The sequence below is a fragment of the Sphingobium sp. FG58 genome, assembly GCF_057809055.1.
Genome location: NZ_JBMDJF010000001.1, coordinates 335,457 through 354,192 on the forward strand (window position 1 = coordinate 335,457; position 18,736 = coordinate 354,192).

20 protein-coding genes are annotated in these 18,736 nt (G+C 64.4%); 16 read left to right on the forward strand and 4 right to left on the reverse strand.

Annotated elements, in window-relative coordinates; translation table 11 throughout:
* Window positions 1–101: 101 nt before the first annotated feature.
* The 5 genes from secB to ACODR8_RS01790 all read left to right on the forward strand — a co-directional run bounded on the left by secB (window position 102) and on the right by ACODR8_RS01790 (window position 5,825).
* Window positions 102–608, forward strand: a complete 507-nt coding sequence (gene secB, locus ACODR8_RS01770; RefSeq protein ID WP_217673567.1) for a protein-export chaperone SecB — start codon at window positions 102–104, stop codon at window positions 606–608.
* A 155-nt stretch (window positions 609–763) separates the two neighbouring features.
* A complete protein-coding gene (gene murJ / locus ACODR8_RS01775; RefSeq protein ID WP_489005702.1) occupies window positions 764–2,350 on the forward strand; it encodes a murein biosynthesis integral membrane protein MurJ in 1,587 nt (528 codons plus the stop codon).
* Between the two features lie 7 nt (window positions 2,351–2,357).
* Window positions 2,358–3,362 carry a tryptophan--tRNA ligase gene (gene trpS, locus ACODR8_RS01780; protein ID WP_489005703.1) on the forward strand — a complete coding sequence of 335 codons (1,005 nt, stop codon included), beginning with the start codon at window positions 2,358–2,360 and terminating at the stop codon, window positions 3,360–3,362.
* Window positions 3,363–3,570: 208 nt separating this feature from the next.
* The gene (locus ACODR8_RS01785; RefSeq protein ID WP_294136087.1) at window positions 3,571–4,233 is read left to right on the forward strand and encodes a DUF4136 domain-containing protein; all 663 of its coding nucleotides are present in this window, start codon (window positions 3,571–3,573) and stop codon (window positions 4,231–4,233) included.
* Window positions 4,234–4,592: 359 nt separating this feature from the next.
* Window positions 4,593–5,825: a dicarboxylate/amino acid:cation symporter gene (locus tag ACODR8_RS01790; RefSeq protein WP_489005704.1), complete on the forward strand. Its 1,233-nt coding sequence runs from the start codon at window positions 4,593–4,595 to the stop codon at window positions 5,823–5,825.
* 85 nt (window positions 5,826–5,910) lie between these two features.
* Here the strand turns inward: ACODR8_RS01790 and ACODR8_RS01795 are convergent, their stop codons facing one another.
* The 4 genes from ACODR8_RS01795 to mutM all read right to left on the reverse strand — a co-directional run bounded on the left by ACODR8_RS01795 (window position 5,911) and on the right by mutM (window position 9,649).
* The gene (locus ACODR8_RS01795) at window positions 5,911–6,492 is read right to left on the reverse strand and encodes a peptidylprolyl isomerase (RefSeq protein WP_489005705.1); all 582 of its coding nucleotides are present in this window, start codon (window positions 6,490–6,492) and stop codon (window positions 5,911–5,913) included.
* A gap of 130 nt (window positions 6,493–6,622) precedes the next feature.
* Complete coding sequence (gene dnaA, locus ACODR8_RS01800) at window positions 6,623–8,023, reverse strand: chromosomal replication initiator protein DnaA (protein WP_489005706.1); 1,401 nt, start codon at window positions 8,021–8,023, stop codon at window positions 6,623–6,625.
* 431 nt (window positions 8,024–8,454) lie between these two features.
* Window positions 8,455–8,718, reverse strand: coding sequence for a 30S ribosomal protein S20 (gene rpsT, locus ACODR8_RS01805; protein ID WP_006955720.1), 264 nt, complete (start codon window positions 8,716–8,718; stop codon window positions 8,455–8,457).
* Window positions 8,719–8,836: 118 nt separating this feature from the next.
* The gene (gene mutM, locus ACODR8_RS01810) at window positions 8,837–9,649 is read right to left on the reverse strand and encodes a bifunctional DNA-formamidopyrimidine glycosylase/DNA-(apurinic or apyrimidinic site) lyase (protein ID WP_489005707.1); all 813 of its coding nucleotides are present in this window, start codon (window positions 9,647–9,649) and stop codon (window positions 8,837–8,839) included.
* An 82-nt stretch (window positions 9,650–9,731) separates the two neighbouring features.
* Here mutM and ACODR8_RS01815 point away from each other — a divergent pair, with 82 nt between their 5' ends.
* From ACODR8_RS01815 to infC, 11 genes are all read left to right on the forward strand, one after another.
* Complete coding sequence (locus ACODR8_RS01815; RefSeq protein WP_489005708.1) at window positions 9,732–10,463, forward strand: class I SAM-dependent methyltransferase; 732 nt, start codon at window positions 9,732–9,734, stop codon at window positions 10,461–10,463.
* 7 nt (window positions 10,464–10,470) lie between these two features.
* Entirely contained in the window at window positions 10,471–12,012 is a 1,542-nt protein-coding gene (ubiB, locus tag ACODR8_RS01820; RefSeq protein WP_489005709.1) for a 2-polyprenylphenol 6-hydroxylase, read from the forward strand.
* Complete coding sequence (locus tag ACODR8_RS01825) at window positions 12,009–12,305, forward strand: nucleotidyltransferase family protein (protein ID WP_489005710.1); 297 nt, start codon at window positions 12,009–12,011, stop codon at window positions 12,303–12,305. The genes ubiB and ACODR8_RS01825 overlap by 4 nt, the downstream gene beginning before the upstream one ends.
* A 35-nt stretch (window positions 12,306–12,340) precedes the next feature.
* The gene (locus ACODR8_RS01830) at window positions 12,341–12,655 is read left to right on the forward strand and encodes a HepT-like ribonuclease domain-containing protein (RefSeq protein ID WP_489005711.1); all 315 of its coding nucleotides are present in this window, start codon (window positions 12,341–12,343) and stop codon (window positions 12,653–12,655) included.
* A complete protein-coding gene (locus tag ACODR8_RS01835) occupies window positions 12,652–13,929 on the forward strand; it encodes a bifunctional phosphopantothenoylcysteine decarboxylase/phosphopantothenate synthase (protein ID WP_489005712.1) in 1,278 nt (425 codons plus the stop codon). Before ACODR8_RS01830 ends, ACODR8_RS01835 begins: the two co-directional genes overlap by 4 nt.
* Window positions 13,904–14,359 (forward strand): dUTP diphosphatase, encoded by a 456-nt coding sequence (gene dut / locus ACODR8_RS01840; protein WP_489005713.1) that lies wholly within the window; start codon window positions 13,904–13,906, stop codon window positions 14,357–14,359. The genes ACODR8_RS01835 and dut overlap by 26 nt, the downstream gene beginning before the upstream one ends.
* 6 nt (window positions 14,360–14,365) lie before the next feature.
* The gene (locus ACODR8_RS01845) at window positions 14,366–14,770 is read left to right on the forward strand and encodes a hypothetical protein (protein ID WP_489005714.1); all 405 of its coding nucleotides are present in this window, start codon (window positions 14,366–14,368) and stop codon (window positions 14,768–14,770) included.
* Window positions 14,767–15,534, forward strand: coding sequence for a HesA/MoeB/ThiF family protein (locus tag ACODR8_RS01850; RefSeq protein WP_489005715.1), 768 nt, complete (start codon window positions 14,767–14,769; stop codon window positions 15,532–15,534). Before ACODR8_RS01845 ends, ACODR8_RS01850 begins: the two co-directional genes overlap by 4 nt.
* Complete coding sequence (locus ACODR8_RS01855) at window positions 15,522–15,887, forward strand: DsrE family protein (protein ID WP_489005716.1); 366 nt, start codon at window positions 15,522–15,524, stop codon at window positions 15,885–15,887. The genes ACODR8_RS01850 and ACODR8_RS01855 overlap by 13 nt, the downstream gene beginning before the upstream one ends.
* Before the next feature lie 112 nt (window positions 15,888–15,999).
* Window positions 16,000–17,988, forward strand: a complete 1,989-nt coding sequence (gene thrS / locus ACODR8_RS01860) for a threonine--tRNA ligase (protein ID WP_489005717.1) — start codon at window positions 16,000–16,002, stop codon at window positions 17,986–17,988.
* Between the two features lie 129 nt (window positions 17,989–18,117).
* Window positions 18,118–18,651 (forward strand): translation initiation factor IF-3, encoded by a 534-nt coding sequence (gene infC / locus ACODR8_RS01865; RefSeq protein ID WP_006955743.1) that lies wholly within the window; start codon window positions 18,118–18,120, stop codon window positions 18,649–18,651.
* Window positions 18,652–18,736: the final 85 nt, after the last annotated feature.

An 18,736-nucleotide genomic window follows, 5' to 3' on the forward strand; every position in this document is an offset into this window, starting at 1 on the left:
CGGCGTGGCATTGCCCTGCCCTTCCGCCCCTGCTAAGCGCGCGGGTCATCGCAAAGGGGGGCTTGCCGCCCGCCGGACAACAGGGAAAGCCAGGACAGACGATGGCCGACGAAGTCGACACCAACTACACCGTGAACACCCAGGTCAACGGCGCCGACACCGCGCCGCAGATCGCGCTGATCAGCCAATATGTGAAGGACCTGTCGTTCGAGAATCCGAACGCACCGGCCTGCTACCAGTGGCCCGACCAGCCGCAGATCGACGTCCAGTTCAACATCGGCGCCGACAAGGTCGGCGAAGAAGTGTTGGAAGTCTCGCTGAAGATCGAGGTGAAGGCCGTTGCGCCGCAAGGCACCGCCTTTGCCGTCGAGCTGCTCTATGCCGCCCTGTTCGGGATGCGCAACGTGCCGGAGGATCAGGTCCAGCCCTTCATGCTGGCCGAAGCCCCGCGCCTCATCTTCCCCTTCGCCCGCCGGGTGCTGGCCGATGCGATCCGCGACGGCGGCTTCCCGCCGCTGCTGCTCGACCCGATCGACTTTGGCGCGCTGTATCTGCAACAGGCGCAGCAGATGGAAACGACCGCGGGCGAGCCTGCCGGTCACGCCTGACATCCATCTTCAACCGTTCGTGCTAAGTAGGGACTGAGCTTGTCGAAGGCCCGTATCGAAGCATCACACGCGGCGCTTGATCCTTCGATACGCCATTTCGACTTCGCTCAATGGCTACTCAGGACGAACGGGGGTCGGATTGCCGGAGAACCGCCATGGGCCTGCTGAGAGCCACCTCCACCATCGGCGGACTGACGCTGGTCAGCCGGATATTGGGGATGGTGCGCGACATGCTGGTGGCGCGCTTTCTGGGGGCGGGGCTGGCGTCCGACGCCTTTCTGATCGCCTGGCGCCTGCCCAACCTGTTCCGCGCACTCTTTGCCGAGGGTGCCTTTGCCGCCGTGTTCGTGCCGATGTTCAACCGGACGATGGCGGAAGGGGACAAGGACGCACCGGGCAATGGCAAGGCGGTCGCGGTCGCCTTTGCCGGGCAGATCTTGTCGGTGCTGTTTCCGGTGCTGGTTCTTTTCACCGGCCTCATGATGCTGCTGGCCGCGCCGGTGGTCTGGGCGATGACCGGGGGCTTCCCCGATGGCGGCCCGGCCAAGTTCGATCTGGCCGTCACACTGACCCGCATCACCTTTCCCTATCTGGCGCTGATCAGCCTTGTGTCGCTGCTCGGCGGCATCCTCAATTCGCTCGACCGCTTCTGGATCAATGCCGCCGCCCCGGTGTTGCTCAACCTCTGCATGATCGGCGCGGTGGTGTTTTTTCGCGGCGCGACCCCGATCGAGACCGCGCATACGCAGGCGATTGCGGTCACCGTCTCCGGGTTGTTGCAACTGCTGTGGCTGATCTGGGCCTGCCGCCGTGCAGGCGTGGTGCTGCGTCTCCAGCGGCCGCGCCTCTCGCCGCAGGTGCGCCGGTTGCTGGCGTTGATCGGCCCGGCTGCGCTGGGCGCGGGCGCGATCCAGTTCAACCTGTTGATCTCGACCAGCCTCGCCGCCCGCTTCCTGCCGCAGGGGGCGGTCAGCTATCTTTATTATGCCGACCGGCTGAACCAGTTGCCGCTGGGCCTGATCGGTATTGGCGTTGGCACCGCCATCCTGCCTGCCCTCTCGCGCCAGATCGGGTCGGGCAATGAACAGGCCGCCAGCCATACCCAGAACCGGGCGATGGAGTTGGCGCTGTTCCTGGCCCTGCCCGCTGCCGTCGCTTTGTGCTTGTCAGCGACGCCGCTCATCCGCGGGCTGCTCCAGCATGGCGCATTCACGCCGACGGACACGATCGGCGCGGCAGGCGCACTCGCCGCCTTTGCGCTGGGCGTTCCCGCCTATGTCCTTATCAAGGTGCTGACGCCCGGCTTCTACGCGCGGCAGGACACGAAAACGCCGGTGCGGGTCGCGGTATTCTCCATGCTGTTCAATCTGGTCGGCAACCTCACTCTCATCTGGCCGTTCGGCCATGTCGGCGTGGCCATCTCCACCGCGATCGCCGCCTGGGTCAATGTGCTGATCCTCTACTGGCTGCTCCACCGCCGCGATCAGTTGCGAATGGACGCGCGGTTCCGGGGCAAGGCGCTGCGCATCATTCTGGCCAGCGCGATCATGGGCGGGGCGCTGCTGCTGCTCAATCCGCTGGTCGATCCCTATATGGCGGGCAGCGTGACCCAGCGCGTCATCGCGCTTGGCCTGTTGTGCGGCATTGGCGGTCTGGTCTATGGGGCGGCGGCCCTGATCGTCCGGGCCTACAGTATCAGCGAATTGCGTGGCGCCCTGCGCCGTGCGCCCAAAGCGAGTTAATCGACCCATGCGCGTCCTTTCCGGCATCCAGCCCACCGGCAATCTGCACCTTGGCAATTATCTGGGCGCGATCCGCAACTGGGTGAAGATGCAGGACGAGATGGACTCGGATTCGCAATGCTTCTTCTTCCTCGCCGACATGCACTCCGTCACCGTGCATGAGGGGCGCGAACAGCGTATCCGCAACGTGCGCGACATGGCCGCCGCGCTGGTCGCCGCCGGGATCGACCCCGACCGGTCTGTCCTGTTCAACCAGGCCCGCGTCCCCGCCCATGCGGAGCTCTGCTGGTTATTGAACGGCACCGCGCGGATCGGCTGGCTCAATCGCATGACCCAGTTCAAGGACAAGGCGGGCAAGGATCGCGAAGGCGCGTCCGTCGGCCTGTTCGTCTATCCGGTGCTGCAAGCCGCCGACATATTGCTCTATCAGGCGACCCATGTGCCGGTGGGCGAGGACCAGAAGCAGCATCTGGAACTGTGCCGGGACATCGCGACCAAGTTCAACACGGATTTCGGCGCAGACGTTTTCACCCTGCCCGCACCGATCATCCCCAAGGAAAGCGCGCGCATCATGTCGCTGCGCGATGGCACGGCGAAAATGTCCAAGTCCGATCCGTCCGACCTCAGCCGCATCAACCTGACCGACGATGATGATGCGATCATGGCCAAGGTGAAGAAGGCCAAGAGCGATCAGGACATGCTGCCTGAGACAGCCGAAGGGCTGGCTGGCCGACCGGAAGCCGCCAATCTGGTCGGCATATTGGCGACGATGACCGGTCGCACCACCGACGCGGTCTGCGCCGAATTTGCAGGCAAAGGCTTTGGCGCGTTCAAGCCCGTGCTGGGCGAAGTGCTGGTCGAAACGCTGCGTCCGATTCGCGAGCGTTTCCTGGAGCTGCGCACAGAGGATGCGGCGCTCGACGCGATCCTGGACAAGGGCGCGGCCAGGGCGGCGGCAGCGGCAGAACCGACGCTGCGTGCGGCCTATGATGTGATGGGGTTGATGCGCTGAGAGCCTGTTGAGGAATGTGCCTGCGCATTTCTCAAACAGAATCTGAGGCGTTGACGGGTCTGGCCGGTCGGCGACGTCCCTGACCTGACAGAACATGCTTTGCGCCCGTTCGGTTACTTCGTGCGTTCAAATGATGTTCAGTTGCGTTTTGCTATCGCACGGCGCACATAGTTCATTAGGCTCCATGCCTGGTACAGGACGCAGAAAAATGACCCGTTTCAAGAAGTTCGGCATGTTCGCGGCGCCCGCTCTGGCGCTGGCGGCGCTTTCTGGCTGCGCCACCCCGTTCAAGGCTGATGTGGCGCGCTTTCAGCAGCTCCCGGCCCCGGCTGGCCAGAGCTTCACGATCGTCGCGGATAATCCGCAACTGGCTGGCGGCCTTGAATTTTCCCATTATGCCGCGCTGGTTGGCCAGCGGCTGAGCCAGACCGGCTATGTCGCAGCCAGCGATCCGGCCAGCGCTGACCTGATCGTCCGCGTAGCCTATGATGTCGATAATGGCCGGGAGAAGATACGCTCGACCGGCTTTGGCGGCGGCTGGGGCGCAGACCCCTTCATGTATGGCGGCGGCTGGGGGATGCGCGGCCGTTGGGGTCGGCCATGGGGCTATGGCTTTTATGATCCCTGGCTGTTCGGCGGCAGCGGCTTTAACGATGTGTCGAGCTACACCGTCTATACCAGCGACCTCAGCATGAAGATTGATCGCGCCGCCGACAATCGCCGCCTGTTCGAGGGTAAGGCCAGCGCGCGATCGCTGTCCAACAAGCTGACCTATCTGGTCCCCAACCTGATCGACGCGATGTTCACCAACTTCCCCGGCCAGAATGGCGAGGATGTGAAGATCACCCTGCCGCCCGAAAAAAAGGGCTGAGGCAGGCGCAAGTTACGGGGCGGCTCCCAGCCTGACCCGATTGGCCCGGCGATCTTATGTGGTCGCCGGGCCTTCTTTTTTGGGGCGTTCAACCCTCTCCCTCAAGGGAGAGGGTTGCGCAGACTTGGCAGCTTGCTGCCCTAGTCGTAGCTGGGAGAGGGTGTGCTGACCTCATAGAAGCTCGCCACACCAGCGTCGAACCCCCTCTTCCAACTGCGCCTAACCTCACTGCGTTCGGTAAGGCTTCATATCCTTCTCCCCATGGGGAGAAGGCGCGGGTGCGCATTTTTTCCTGTCCTCTTGGCCACAACAGCCTTTAGCCTGTCGCCGCGCATCATTGCGTGGGGGAAGCTAAGCCTATGTCCTTGACCGTCCGCATCCTGATCGCGTTGCTGCTGGGTTTGAGTTGCGGCATTGCGCTGACCGAATGGGGTGGGGCTTGGGAGAGCGACGTGGTCGCGCTGGCGCAGCCGCTGGGGTCGGCCTGGCTCAATGGCCTTCAGATGCCGCTCATCCCGCTGATCTTCGCATTGCTGGTGACCGGCATCGCGCAGGCCGCCACGACCGCGCGGACCAGCGGCATGGCCGGGCGGGCGATCCTGTTATTCGCCATATTGCTCACCGCGTCGGCCACGGTGGCCGCGCTGGTCGGACCGCTGATGCTGCATCTCTGGCCCGTGCCGCCCGGCGCGGTCGGGACGCTGACCGGGGCGGAAGGGATTGCGGAGGTGCCGGATGTGCGCCCGTCGGCGCAATGGCTGCTGGGCTTCATCCCGACCAATCCGATCCGCTCGGCGGCTGATGGCCAGGTGGTCGCGGTAGTGCTGTTCGCATTGATCTTCGGCTTTGCCGTCACCCGCATTGCCGACGCCCGCCGCGTGCAACTGACCGGCCTGTTCGAGGCGTTGGCCGATGCTCTGCTGGTGGTCGTCGGCTGGGTGCTATGGCTGGCCCCGATCGGCGTATTCGCGCTGGCGCTGGTGGCGGGCGCACGGTCGGGTCTCGCGACCGCAGGCGCGCTGCTCCATTATATCGGCTTCATCGTGCTGATCTGCGTCATCGTCACGCTGCTGGTCTATCCGCTGGCGGTGCTGCTGGGCCGGATCGCGCCGGGCCGATTCGCCCGCGCTGTCCTGCCCGCGCAAGCCATCGCCTTTTCGACCCAAAGCTCGATCGCATCGCTACCCGCGATGATCCAGGCGAGCGATGGGCCGCTGGCGGTGCGCGAGACCAGCCGCTCGATCGTCCTGCCGCTCGCCATATCGCTGTTCCGCATCACCAGCCCGCCCGCCAATCTGGGCGTCGCCCTCTATGTCGCCGCAATGAACGGGGTGGCGCTGGGGCCGACGCAGCTGGTCTTGGGCGTGTTGGTCGCCGCGATCGTCAGCCTGGCCGCGGTCGGTTTGCCCAGCCAGATCACCTTCTTCACCACCACCGGTCCCATCTGCCTGGCCATGGGTGTGCCGGTCGAGGCGCTGCCGCTGCTGCTGGCGGTGGAGACGGTGCCGGACATTTTCCGCACCGTCGGCAATGTGACGGCGGATATGGCGGTGGCGCGGATCGTGGATCATCAGGGTGAGGCCAGAGAATAACCACAGCGTGCTCCCGCGCAGGCGGGAGTCCAGCTCGGAGCGTAGGACTGGGTTCCCGCCTGCGCGGGAATACCGCATCCCTGCGTTAAGGCACCCGGCGCGCTGTTAGGATCTTCACCGGGGCTTCGAGCATCTGGCCCTTCATCACCCCTTCCCCTGCCGTCGCGGATTTGGGCGCGGCGAGGATGGCTTTCACCACGTCCAGCCCCTCGACCACATGGGCGAACACGGCAAAGCCCTGATTGTCGCCCGCCGCATCCGGGTGCTCGTCCATGGCGGGCATCTTGCCCAGCACGATGAAGAAGTCGGCTGTCGCGCTGCCGGGTGCATAGCGGGCCATCGACAGCGCACCGTCGTCATGGGTGAGGCCCGTAAGGGTCGTGGGTTCATGCTTGATCGGCGGCAACAGCCGCTTGGGATCATTTTGCGCCCCGCCCTGGACAAAGCCATAATCCGCCGCACCGACGCCGCGATAGAAGCTGGTGCCGTCCAGCCGCTTGCCGTCGACATAAGCGAGGAAATTGGCGGCGGTCACCGGTGCCTTGTCGGCATGGACCGCCACGATGATCCGCCCGACGCCGGTGTCGATCGCGACGCGCACGTCGCCCTGCGCCATGGCTGGCAAGGGCAGGAGGAGGGCGAGGAGAAGGAAGAGGGCGCGAATCATGCCCTCAGTTTAGAGTCTCGATACTCGATCCGAAAGTGTGTTCCCGCGCAGGCGGGAACCCGGATCAGACGTCTGGACTGGGTTCCCGCCTGCGCGGGAACACAACCAACCTACGCTCTCAGCGCGCCGGTCAGCCCTCCAGCTGGCGCAGCAGCGCGCGCACGTCGGCGTCTATGTCCGGGTTGCTCTCGCGCAATCCCTCGATCGTGCGGACGGCGTGGATGACGGTGCTGTGGTCGCGCCCGCCAAAGATGCGGCCGATTTCGGGCAGGGAGCGCGGTGTCATCTTCTTGGCCAGATACATGGCGACCTGACGCGGGCGGGCGACGGCGCGGGCGCGGCGCTTGGAGCGCATTTCCGATGCGTCGATCTTGTAATGGGCCGCGCACACCTTCTGGATTTCATCGACGGTAATGCGCCGGGCATTGGCGCGCACCGCGTCCGCCAGCATCCCCTGCGCAAAATCCAGGTCGATCGCGCGGCCGGTCAATTGGCCATAGGCGACCAGCTTGTTGAACGCCCCTTCCAGCTCACGGACGTTCGAACGGATCGAGCGCGCGAGGAAATCGATGACCGCGTCGGGCACCGGCGGATCGCCCGCCACGGCGCGCTTGGCTTCCAATATGGCGAGGCGCAGGTCGAGGTCGGCGGGCAATATGTCGGCGACCAGCCCGCCCGCAAGGCGCGACAGGATGCGCGCGTCGATTGATTCGAGCCGCTGGGGCGGACGATCGGCGGTCACGACGATGCGCGCGCCCGAATCTATGAGGTCGTTGATCGTGTGGAGAAATTCCTCCTGCGTCGATCCCTTGCCCGCGATGAACTGGATATCGTCGATCAGCAGCAGCCGGGCGGCACGCAGCCGCGCCTTGAACGCCATCGTCTCATTGGCGCGCATCGCGTTCACAAATTCCATCATGAAGCGTTCGGCCGACATGTAGAGAACCGGCGCTGCGGGCGAATGGTCGGAAAAGGCGCGGGCAATGGCGTGGAGCAGGTGGGTCTTGCCCTGCCCCGTGCCGCCATGGATGAACAGTGGGCTGAAACGGGGTTCGGCCTCCCCCGCCATCGCCAGCGCCGCCGAGCAGGCGAGGCGGTTGCTGTCACCGGTAACAAAATCGGCAAAGCCATGGCGCGGCAGGAAATTGGAGGCGACCGGCTGCGGCGCGGGCGCGGCGACCGGTTCGACAGGGACGACTTCGAGCAGGCGCGGTCCGGTCGCATCGGCCGCGCGATGCAGGCGGACGTCGCGCACGCCGACATTGGCCGCGCGCCATGCCATGCGCAGCCGATCGCCAAATTGGCCCGACACGAAATTGGCGCTGAAATCGGTGGCGACGAGCAGGTCAAGCGTCTGCGATTCGGGGCAATAGTCGCCCAGCCGCACGGGCTTCAACCATTGGTCGAACATGCGCGCGCCAATGTCGCGGCGCAGCCCGGCGCGGATAGCGGCCCAGGCGGCCTCAAGGCTGGAATCAGCCTGGCTCCCCTCTCCGTCCTGCCAAGCTGTCACTAACGCATGATCCTTCATAGACTTCGCCGACCCTACCCGCTGCCCCCCGGTTATGGGCAGGAAAAAATACGCACGACACCCGATCGGAAAAGCCCCCGCTTTACCGAGTATGATGCGTCAACCAGTCACATGACGACCGCCCAAAGGTGATTCGATGGCGGCCGGATTTCAAAAATAGACAGGGGTGCAGGGTTGGATCAAGGGCGGGGGCATTCAAAAAAATGAAATAAAGCCGTTGACTCGGCAAACCCACGGAAAATGAAGGACAATGAAATTATCATTGTTTTTCAGTAGCTTACACATTTGCAGCCATGCTGCATCGCATCGAATCGCGGGAAATGCGCGTGTCTGCAATATGACTGGCCTGTGACCGACGCTGACGGAACGACAAAAAGCCCGCCCCAACGATGGGGCGGGCCTTGTCTGTGCCGTTACTGACCCGGAAGGGTTCAGGCGAGTGCGCTGACAGCCTTGGTCAGGCGACCGAACTTGCGCGCAGCGGTATTCTTGTGCAGCACGCCACGGGCGACACCACGCGCCAGCTCAGGCTGCACGGTCTGCAGCGCGGTAGCGGCGGCTTCCTTGTCTCCGGTGGCAAGCGCGGCTTCCACCTTCTTCACCAGGGTGCGGATCCGGCTGATGCGGGCGCCATTGATGGCAGCGCGACGTTCGTTGCGGCGGATGCGCTTCTTGGCTTGCGGCGTATTGGCCATTTAGAGTCCTCGGTTCTCGTCAATATATGAAAAGAGACCAGTCGGACTCGCCAACCCGCCTCGTGAAGGTGCGCGCCTTACAGCGGTTCATTCCGGTCGTCAACCGGTCGGCAGCATCCTACTTCTGGCATTTCGGGCAGAAAAAGGTCGATCGACCGCCATCCACCCGGCGCTGCACCGTGCCGCCGCACGGGCATATCTCTCCTTCGCGGCCATAGACACGCCATTGTTTGGAAAAATAGCCCAATTCCCCATCGGGCCGCGCATAATCGCGCAGCGTCGATCCCCCCGCAACGATGGCGGCGGCCAGCACCTCCCGAATCGCATCGACCAGCAGGGTCAGGCGCGGGCGGCTGATCTTGCCCGCCGCGCGGGTCGGCGCGATGCCCGCGATGTTGAGCGCTTCACACACATAGATATTGCCCAGCCCCGCGACGATTCGCTGATCGAGCAGCGCCGCCTTGATCGACGTCGCCTTGCCCGCCAGCGCGCGCGCCAACACCGTCGCGTCGAAATCCGGTCCCAGCGGCTCCGGTCCCATCCGAGTGAAGGGGCTGTAGGCTTCCCACGCATCGCTGCGCACCAGATCGACCGAGCCAAAGCGGCGCGGATCGTTGAGCGCCAGCAACCGCCCTGCCCCGGTTTCCAGAATCAGATGATCGTGGGTGCCGATTTCGGTCGGGTCCACTCGCCAGCGACCCGACATGCCGAGGTGAAATATCATCATGTCGCCCCGGTCGGTGGCGATCAGCCCATATTTGGCCCGGCGCGTGAGCGCCGTCACGGTCGCCCCGGTCAGCCGCTGGCGCAGGTCCACAGGGATCGGAAAGCGCAGGTCCGCACGGCGCGGTTCGACACGGGCAAGCACCGCGCCCTCCAGCACGGATCGCAGCCCCGCCACGGTGGTTTCGACTTCGGGAAGTTCTGGCATAAGGACCATCTAGGCAAAGCCGTTGCCAATTCCCAGCTTCTTGGCTGGAACGACGCGCAATCTCTGTCTAGAGGATCATCCCATGAGCGAAACAGCATCCTTTGGCTATCGGGACGTCGATGCCGCCGAAAAACAGGGCATGGTCCGTGAGGTCTTTTCCAACGTCGCGGCCAAATATGACCTGATGAACGACGCCATGTCGATGGGCGCGCACCGGCTGTGGAAGGACCAGTTCGTTGCCCGCGTGAAACCGCGGCCCGGCGAGGCGATCCTGGACATGGCCGGTGGCACAGGCGACATCGCCTTTCGGATGCACAAACATGGCGCCCATGTGACCGTGTCGGACATCAACCCGCAAATGCTGGGCGTGGGCATGGAGCGGGCGAAGGAGAAGGGGCTGGAAGGCCTGCTCTGGTCGGAACAAAATGCCGAAGAGCTGACCTTTTCCGACCGCAGCTTCGACGCCTATACGATCGCCTTCGGCATCCGCAACGTCACCCATATCGACAAGGCATTGGCGGAAGCGCACCGGGTGCTGAAATTTGGTGGGCGCTTCTTCTGCCTAGAGTTTTCGACCACGACATGGCCGGGCTTTTCGGACGTTTATGACGTCTATTCGCACAAGCTGGTCCCGCAACTGGGCAAGCTGTTCGCCAATGATGCCGACAGCTACCGCTATCTGATCGAATCGATCCGCCGCTTTCCGCCCATGCCCAAATTCGAGAGTATGATCCGCGACGCCGGATTCGTGAACACGAAAGTCGAACCGATATTGGGCGGGCTGGTCGCGATCCATTCGGGCTGGAAGATTTGATTCCAGCATGACCGCCCACATCACCCATATCTGGCGGCTCCTCAAATGGGGTCGCACGCTGGCGCGCCATGGCGCGTTACGCGGGATCGAGCGTGATCCGATGACGCCTGCGCCGGTGCGACGGCTGGTGCGGCTGGCGCGGTTCGGCGCGCGGGTTCCCAAGCAGCCCCGCTATGCCGATGCGTTCCAGTCGATCGGCCCGGCCGCGATCAAGCTGGGGCAAACGCTGGCGACCCGGCCCGATCTGGTGGGCGACGTCGCTGCGCTCGATCTGCTGCGCTTGCAGGATGCCCTGCCTCCTGTCCCCTTCGCGACGATCCGGGCCGAGATAGAAGCGAGCTTCGGCAAGCCGCTGGAGCAGATTTACGCCCGGTTCGATGAAGTGCCGGTCGGCGCAGCGTCCATCGCGCAGGTCCATCGAGCGCTGACCACCGACGGGCGCGACGTCGCGGTCAAGGTGATCCGCCCCGGCGTCACCGAACAGTTCAACCGCGACATACAGACCTATGAATGGGCCGCCGCCCATGTCGAGCAACTGGGCGGCGAGATCGCCCGGCTGCGCCCGCGCATGGTCATCGCCAATATGAAGCGCTGGACCGCGCGCGAGCTGGATTTGCGGCGCGAGGCGGCGTCCGCGTCCGAACTCGCCGAAGCGATGGTCGCGGAACCGGGCTATCGCGTCCCCGCGATCGACTGGGACCGCACGACCGGCAAGGTCATGACGATGGCCTGGATCGACGGCATCAAGATTAGCGACCGGGACGCGCTGATCGCGGCGGGGCATGACCTGCCCGCCATCGCGGCGCGGCTGGTCAACGCCTTCCTGCGTCAGGCGATTGCGGAGGGTTTCTTCCACGCCGACATGCACCAGGGCAATTTGTTCGTCTGCCCCGATGGCGACATCGTCGCGATCGATTTCGGCATCATGGGGCGGATCGACCGGCGCGCGCGCATGTGGCTGGCCGAAATTCTCTACGGCCTGATCACCGGCAACTACAAGCGCGTCGCCGAGATTCACTTCGAGGCGCAATATGTGCCTGCCCACCATAATGTCGCCGAATTCGCGACCGCGCTCCGCGCCGTGGGCGAACCGATGCGCGGCAAGCCGGTGCGCGAATTGTCGGTCGGCGGGATGCTGGACGGCCTGTTCGCCATCACCCGCGATTTCGACATGCAGACCCAGCCGCACCTGCTGCTGCTACAAAAGACGATGGTGATGGTCGAGGGCGTGGCAACCTCGCTCGACCCGGACATCAACCTGTGGGAAACCAGCGGTCCCTATGTGAAGGGCTGGCTGCGCGACGAACTGGGGCCGGAGGCCAAGGCCGCCGACACGCTGATCGAAAATTGGCGGACGTTGCAGCGTCTGCCCGCGCTGGTCCGCCGGATCGAGGACGCCTTCCCCGAAAAAGGCGGCGCACCACCCCCGCCACCGCTGAGCGAGGTCAAGTTGATCCGCGTCGGCGGGGGATGGCGCTACACGCTGGTGGCAGTGTTGGCCGCGGCGGCTGGCGTTGGGGCGACATTGCTATTATCTTCATCGCTATGACCCGCGAAGAAGCCATTGCCCGGATCAAACCGCATGAGGCGGAACTGCGCGCTGCAGGGATTACCTCGCTGGCCCTGTTCGGGTCGGTGGCGCGGGGCGATGCGCGTGCGGATTCGGACGTTGATCTGATGTGCGATATTGACAGCAACAGTCGCATGGGTCTGCTCGAATTTATCGACGTGCAGCTACGGATCGCAGACTTCATGCAGAGTCCGGTCGATCTTGTCGAACGTGTGGCTATGAGACCCCGAATCCGCGCAGCGGCGGAATCGGACATGGTCGCCATTTTCTGAGCGTGGCCCTGAATCGCGACATTGATCGACTGGAGTTGATCGTCGAACTGATCGACCATATCCGCCGTCGGCTGACGACGGTGACGGAAGAGGCATTCTTGCGCGATCAGGACGAAATCGATCTGACATCCTTCCGTCTGCTGCACATCGGCGAGGCAGCCCATAAGCTGTCGGCTGACATCAAGGCGCGGCACCCGGCCCTTCCATGGGCTGCGATCTACCAGATGCGTAATGTCATCAGCCACGACTATCCCGCGATCATACCTTGGCGCATATGGGACACGGCAACGACCAAGCTGGATGCACTCCATGCGTTGTGCCGTGCAGAGCTGGATAATCTTGCCCAATGACCCCCCGCATCCTCCTCATCATCTCCGGCGGTATCGCGGCGTATAAGGCGCTCGAACTCGTCCGCCTGCTGCGCAAGCGCGGTATGACTGTGCGGGCGGTGCTGACCCAATCGGCGCAGGAATTCGTGACGCCGCTGTCGCTGGGTGTGCTGACCGAAAATCCCATCTTTACCGACCTGTTCAACCTGAAAGACGAGCAGGAAATCGGCCATATTCAATTGAGCCGTCAGGCCGACCTGGTCGTGGTTGCGCCCGCGACGGCCAATATCCTCGCCAAGATGGCGAACGGCATAGCCGATGATCTGGCCACCACCCTGCTGCTGGCAACCGACAAGCCAGTGCTGGCGGTGCCTGCGATGAACGTGCGGATGTGGCATCATCGCGCAACCCAGCGCAATCTGGAGCGGCTTCATGCCGATGGCGTCCATATCATGACGCCCGACGATGGCGAGATGGCGTGCGGCGAATTTGGCACCGGGCGGCTGCCGGAACCGGAGCGGATCGTCGCGGAGGTAGAGCGATTGCTGGCCTTGCCCAAGGGCGACGATCCACTGGCAGGGCAGCCGGATTTTGCGGAGGGTGCGCAGCGTTTCTCGACTTCGCTCGAACCGAACGGGGTTAGCTTGCGCGGCAAGCATATCCTCATCACCGCCGGCCCCACGCATGAGCCGATCGACCCGGTGCGCTACATCGCCAATCGATCGTCGGGCAAGCAGGGTTTCGCCATCGCCGCCGCCGCCGCGCGGGCGGGTGCGCGGGTGACTTTGGTGGCCGGGCCGGTGCATCTGCCAACCCCCGAAGGCGTCACCCGCATCGATGTGCAGACTGCGCGCGAGATGCTAGGCGCGGTCGAAAGCGCGCTGCCCGCCGACGCCGCGATCATGGTCGCCGCCGTCGCCGACTGGCGCACCGCGGACGCCGCCGATCAGAAGCTCAAGAAAGACGGCTCCGGCCAGCCTGCCCCGCTCACGCTGGTCGAAAACCCGGACATTCTTGCAACACTGGGCCATCACGCCCAGCGCCCCGCCCTACTCATCGGCTTTGCCGCCGAAACCCAGAATATCGCGGGTCATGCGCAGGCCAAGCTGGCGCGCAAGGGGGCTGACTGGATCGTCGCCAACGACGTGTCGGGCGATGTGATGGGCGGGGACGCCAACGCCGTGCAGATCGTCACCGCCTCCGGCATCGAAACCTGGCCTGCCCTGCCCAAGGGCCAGGTCGCAGACAAACTTATCGCAAAGGTCGCCGATGCCCTCTCCCCTCGCTCCGATTGATATTCAACTCAAGCGCCTGCCCCATGGCGCAGGCCTGCCCGTCCCCGCCTATGCCACCGCCCATGCGGCGGGCATGGATGTGGTATCGGCGGAGGAATTGCTGCTGCAACCGGGCGGGCGTCATGCCGTCGCCACCGGCTTTGCGATGGCGATTCCCGAAGGCTATGAGATACAGGTCCGCCCCCGCTCCGGACTTGCGCTCAAACATGGCATCAGCCTGCCCAACACGCCCGGCACGATCGACGCCGATTATCGCGGCGAATTGAAGATCATCCTCATCAACCTGGGCGACGCCCCCTTCCCGATCCAGCGCGGCGACCGTATTGCCCAGCTGGTCGTCGCGCCGGTGCAGCTTGCCAGCTTCACAGAGGTCGATATGCTGGACGATACCGCGCGGGGACAGGGCGGCTTTGGTTCGACAGGAGTGTGATACGCAATGACGATGCTGCTTTCGTTGATGCTGGCTGCGGCCCCGGTGGCCGACGCTCTGCCGCCCATGCCGCAGGATCTGTCCAATGCTCCGGTCATCGAAGGCTGGCTGGGGCGCAAGATTTCGCCGCGCTGGTCCGAAGATGTCGCCAAACTCTATCGCAGGGGCGAATGCAGGGGCGCCGTGCCTTATGAGGGGTCGCGCCTGCTGGAAATCGACATGCTGTTCCTGCTCGCAGGTGACGGCACAGTCCTGAAGGTCGCGCCGGTCAATATGGCCTGTCCCGGCGTCGAGAAGTTCGTCAGCAACCGCATATTGGGCACGCTGCGCAACAGCTTCCCCAAGACCGGCCAGGCCGAGCCGAGCTGGATGCGCTCGCAGGTCCGCTTCCTCTGGTCCGACGCGCCATGACGCTGAGCGATGATCAGCTGGAGCGCTATGCCCGCCATATCATCCTGAAGGAAATTGGCGGTGCGGGACAGGCGCGGCTCCTGTCCGCCGATGTCGCGGTGATCGGCGCGGGCGGCATTGGCAGCCCGGCGATCCTCTATCTCGCCGCCGCTGGCGTCGGCACCATCCGCGTGATCGACGATGACGCGGTGGCTTTGTCCAACCTGCAACGGCAGGTCATGTTCGGCACGGCGGATGTCGGCGCGCCCAAGGCTGAGGTCGCGATGGCGGCGGTCGCGCGGCTGAACCCGGACGTCAAGCTGATCCCGATCAACGCGCGGATCGACGCGGACAATGCCACACTGATGCTGCGCGACGCGGACGTCGTGCTGGACGGCAGCGACAGTTTCACGACCCGACTGGCGGTCGCCGACGCGGCGCAACGGCTGCGCATCCCGCTCGTGTCAGCGGCGGTCGGGCCGTTCGAGGGACAGATCGCCACCTATCGCGGCTGGGAAGCGGACAAGCCCTGCTATCGCTGCCTGGTCGGCGCGCCCGAAGATGCGCCGGAACGCAATTGCGCCGAAACCGGCGTTATCGGCGCGCTGACCGGCGCGATGGGTAGTCTGGCCGCGCTGGAGGTGATCCGCGCCCTCGTGCCGTTCGGCGCGGACATGGCCGGGCGGCTGCTGATCGCCGATCTTCTGTCCATGCGGTTCCGCACGCTGGATGTCCCCAAAGACCCCGCCTGCCCGGCCTGCGCCGTGCAACTATGCGTCCCTTAAGAATTATCGTCACCACCGCTGACGCCGAACGGCTGCGCGGCGCGCTGGTGCTGGCCAGTGCGCAGGCGGCGCTGGGCGGGGCGGCGGCGATTTTCCTGCAACTCGATGCGGTGGCGCTGCTGCGCACCCCTATCAGCGCGCCACAGGACGACGCACATCGCGCGGCGGGATTGCCCGCCCTCGCCACGCTGCTGGCCGAAGCGCAGGCGCTGGGCGTCACCATCAGCGCCTGCCAGAGCGGGCTGGCGCTGTGCGGAATGGCTGCCGATGCGTTGCCGCCCGGCGTCGATGTTGGCGGGCCTGTGGCGTTCATGCAGGCGACCAGCGATGATGCGCGGCTGCTGATCGCCTGACGGCATCCCACGCCTCCCCTTCCCTTGACAGGCCAGACCGCCCATTTATGGGGAAGGCGCGGCATTTGCGGCCGCGCTATGCTTCGCCTTTCAAGGAAATCCTGTGTCCGCCATGCTCAAAATCACTCTGCCCGACGGTAACGTGCGCGAAGTCGCGCCCGGCACTACCCCGGCGGATATTGCAGCGGCAATCGGGCCGGGGCTGGCCAAGGCGGCGATTGCCGCGCGGGTCGATGGCGAGTTGCGCGATATCAACCGCCCGCTGGAGCAGGACGCGACGCTGGCGCTGGTGACGGCGAAGGATGAAGCCGACGCGCTGGAACTGGCGCGGCACGATTTCGCGCATATCCTGGCCGAAGCGGTGCAGGCGTTGTTCCCCGGCACGCAGATCACCTTTGGCCCGTCGACTGACGACGGCTTCTATTATGATTTCGCGCCCAACCCCGAACGCGGCCCCTTCACCGACGAGGATCTGCCCGCGATCGAGGCGAAGATGCGCGAGATCATCGCCGCCAACAAGCCGCTGCGCCGCGAAGTCATCGACCGCGACACGCTGATTGCGCAATGGCAGGCGGCGGGCGAGACGTTCAAGGCGCAGTGGGCCGCCGAACTGCCGCAGGGCGAGGAGCTGACCGTCTATCATAGCGGCGACGGCTGGTATGATATGTGCCGTGGCCCGCACCTCGCCTCGACCGGGCGGCTCGATCCGTCGGCGTTCAAGCTGACGCGGGTGTCGGGCGCTTACTGGCGCGGCGACCAGAATAACGCGATGCTCAGCCGCATCTACGGCACCGGCTGGCTTAACAAGAAACAGCTGGCCGAACATCTGACGCGCCTCGAAGAAGCGGCCAAGCGCGACCATCGAAAGCTCGGCGCAGAGATGGACCTGTTCCACCTGCAACAGGAAGCGCATGGCAGCGTGTTCTGGCACCCCAAGGGCTATCTGATCTGGCGTCAGCTGGAGGCCTATATGCGCCGCGCCATCGACGATGCGGGCTATCGTGAGGTCAAGACGCCGCAGGTGATGGACGCGCGCCAGTGGGAAACGTCGGGCCATTGGGGCAAATATCGCGAAAATATGTTCGTCATCCCCGACGAAGTGCCGAACGTGGACGATGAAGGCCCGCTGGTGTCGGATGATGCCGACTGGATGGCATTGAAGCCCATGAACTGCCCGGCGCATGTGCTGATCTTCCGCCAGGGGATCAAAAGCTATCGCGACCTGCCGCTGCGCTTCTACGAAAATGGCTGCTGCCACCGCAACGAGCCGCATGGCGCGCTGCACGGGCTGATGCGGGTGCGGCAATTCACGCAGGACGACGCGCATATTTTCTGCCGCGAGGATCAGATTGTCGAGGAAGTCCGCGCCTTCTGCGCGCTGGCCGACCGCATCTACAAGGATTTCGGCTTCACCTACTCGATCAAGCTGGCCCTGCGCCCCGAAAAGCGTTTCGGCAGCGAGGAAATGTGGGACAAGGCGGAGAATGAACTGCGCGCCGCCGTCGCCGCTGCGGGTCTCAACACGCCGGAGTTTGGCTGGGAAGAATTGCCGGGCGAAGGCGCTTTCTACGCGCCCAAGCTGGAATGGCACCTCACTGACGCGATCGGCCGGACGTGGCAGGTCGGCACGATCCAGTCGGACCGCGTCCTGCCCGAACGACTCGACGCCAGCTATGTCGGCGAAGATGGCGAACGCCATCGCCCCGTCATGCTCCACCGCGCCATTTTCGGCAGCTATGAACGCTTCATCGGCATCCTGATCGAACATTATGCCGGGCGCTTCCCGGCCTGGCTCGCCCCGGTGCAGGCCGTGGTCGCGACCATCGTGTCGGACGCGGACGACTATGCGGGCGAGGTGCTGGCCAAGCTGCGCGCGGCAGGCATTCGCGCCGAAGCGGACCTGCGCAACGAGAAGATCAATTACAAGGTGCGCGAACATAGCCTGGCCAAAGTCCCCAACCTGCTGGTGGTGGGCCGGCGGGAGGCGGAGGAAGGCAAGGTCGCGCTGCGCGTGCTGGGCAGCGACGGCCAGAGCTTCCTTTCGCTCGACGAGGCGATTTCCCGCCTTGCAAATGAAGCCCGCGCGCCCGATATGCTGTAGCGGCAGCAATGCCACAGGGTTCGTGATTCCTTGACTGAGGATCACGGACCCCTTTGCGCTTTGCCAAAAAGCCGCTAAGAGCCACTCGTTTTTGCAACGACCATAGGAGATACTGCTATACGTCCCCCAATGATGCGCCGCCCGCTGGCGCCGCCGCCGAAATCCGGCCCTCGCTACAATGAATTCATCACGGTCCCCAAAGTCCGCGTGATTGACGGGGAAGGCGAGAATCTGGGTGTGATGTTTACGCAGGAAGCGATCGAACAGGCGGCCGATGTCGGCCTCGACCTGGTCGAAGTATCGCCCACCGCGGACCCGCCGGTCTGCAAGTTTCTGGACATCGGCAAGTATAAGTACGAAGCCCAGAAAAAGGCGAATATCGCCCGCAAGACGCAAAAGACGCAGGAACTCAAAGAAATCAAGATGCGTCCGAACATCGACGATCATGACTATGACACGAAGATGAAGAAGGTGCATGATTTCATCGGCGACGGCGACAAGGTGAAGATCACCCTGCGCTTCCGTGGCCGCGAACTGAGCCACCAGCAACTCGGCATGGCCCTGCTCCAGCGCGTCGCGGAAAATGTCGCCGAAGTCGCCAAGGTCGAAGCCTATCCCCGCATGGAAGGTCGCCAGATGCTGATGGTGCTGGCCCCGAAATAAGCGCGGCGTTGCCGGGTTGAAAGATAGAGGGCGGTGCCGCGAGGCGCCGCCCTTTTTCGTTGTCGCTGGCGCTGATCCGGGCGGC

Excerpts from the sequence above, each read along its gene's own strand:
- ACODR8_RS01845 (WP_489005714.1), top strand. The coding sequence starts at position 14,366 with ATGACGATGCTGCTTTCGTTGATGCTGGCTGCGGCCCCGGTGGCCGAC.
- ubiB (WP_489005709.1), top strand. The coding sequence starts at position 10,471 with ATGACCGCCCACATCACCCATATCTGGCGGCTCCTCAAATGGGGTCGC.
- ACODR8_RS01785 (WP_294136087.1), top strand. The coding sequence starts at position 3,571 with ATGACCCGTTTCAAGAAGTTCGGCATGTTCGCGGCGCCCGCTCTGGCG.
- trpS (WP_489005703.1), top strand. The coding sequence starts at position 2,358 with ATGCGCGTCCTTTCCGGCATCCAGCCCACCGGCAATCTGCACCTTGGC.
- ACODR8_RS01855 (WP_489005716.1), top strand. The coding sequence starts at position 15,522 with ATGCGTCCCTTAAGAATTATCGTCACCACCGCTGACGCCGAACGGCTG.
- thrS (WP_489005717.1), top strand. The coding sequence starts at position 16,000 with ATGCTCAAAATCACTCTGCCCGACGGTAACGTGCGCGAAGTCGCGCCC.
- dut (WP_489005713.1), top strand. The coding sequence starts at position 13,904 with ATGCCCTCTCCCCTCGCTCCGATTGATATTCAACTCAAGCGCCTGCCC.
- rpsT (WP_006955720.1), bottom strand. The coding sequence starts at position 8,718 with ATGGCCAATACGCCGCAAGCCAAGAAGCGCATCCGCCGCAACGAACGT.
- ACODR8_RS01825 (WP_489005710.1), top strand. The coding sequence starts at position 12,009 with ATGACCCGCGAAGAAGCCATTGCCCGGATCAAACCGCATGAGGCGGAA.
- mutM (WP_489005707.1), bottom strand. The coding sequence starts at position 9,649 with ATGCCAGAACTTCCCGAAGTCGAAACCACCGTGGCGGGGCTGCGATCC.
- ACODR8_RS01835 (WP_489005712.1), top strand. The coding sequence starts at position 12,652 with ATGACCCCCCGCATCCTCCTCATCATCTCCGGCGGTATCGCGGCGTAT.
- ACODR8_RS01790 (WP_489005704.1), top strand. The coding sequence starts at position 4,593 with ATGTCCTTGACCGTCCGCATCCTGATCGCGTTGCTGCTGGGTTTGAGT.
- murJ (WP_489005702.1), top strand. The coding sequence starts at position 764 with ATGGGCCTGCTGAGAGCCACCTCCACCATCGGCGGACTGACGCTGGTC.
- dnaA (WP_489005706.1), bottom strand. The coding sequence starts at position 8,023 with ATGAAGGATCATGCGTTAGTGACAGCTTGGCAGGACGGAGAGGGGAGC.
- secB (WP_217673567.1), top strand. The coding sequence starts at position 102 with ATGGCCGACGAAGTCGACACCAACTACACCGTGAACACCCAGGTCAAC.
- ACODR8_RS01795 (WP_489005705.1), bottom strand. The coding sequence starts at position 6,492 with ATGATTCGCGCCCTCTTCCTTCTCCTCGCCCTCCTCCTGCCCTTGCCA.
- ACODR8_RS01815 (WP_489005708.1), top strand. The coding sequence starts at position 9,732 with ATGAGCGAAACAGCATCCTTTGGCTATCGGGACGTCGATGCCGCCGAA.
- infC (WP_006955743.1), top strand. The coding sequence starts at position 18,118 with ATGATGCGCCGCCCGCTGGCGCCGCCGCCGAAATCCGGCCCTCGCTAC.
- ACODR8_RS01850 (WP_489005715.1), top strand. The coding sequence starts at position 14,767 with ATGACGCTGAGCGATGATCAGCTGGAGCGCTATGCCCGCCATATCATC.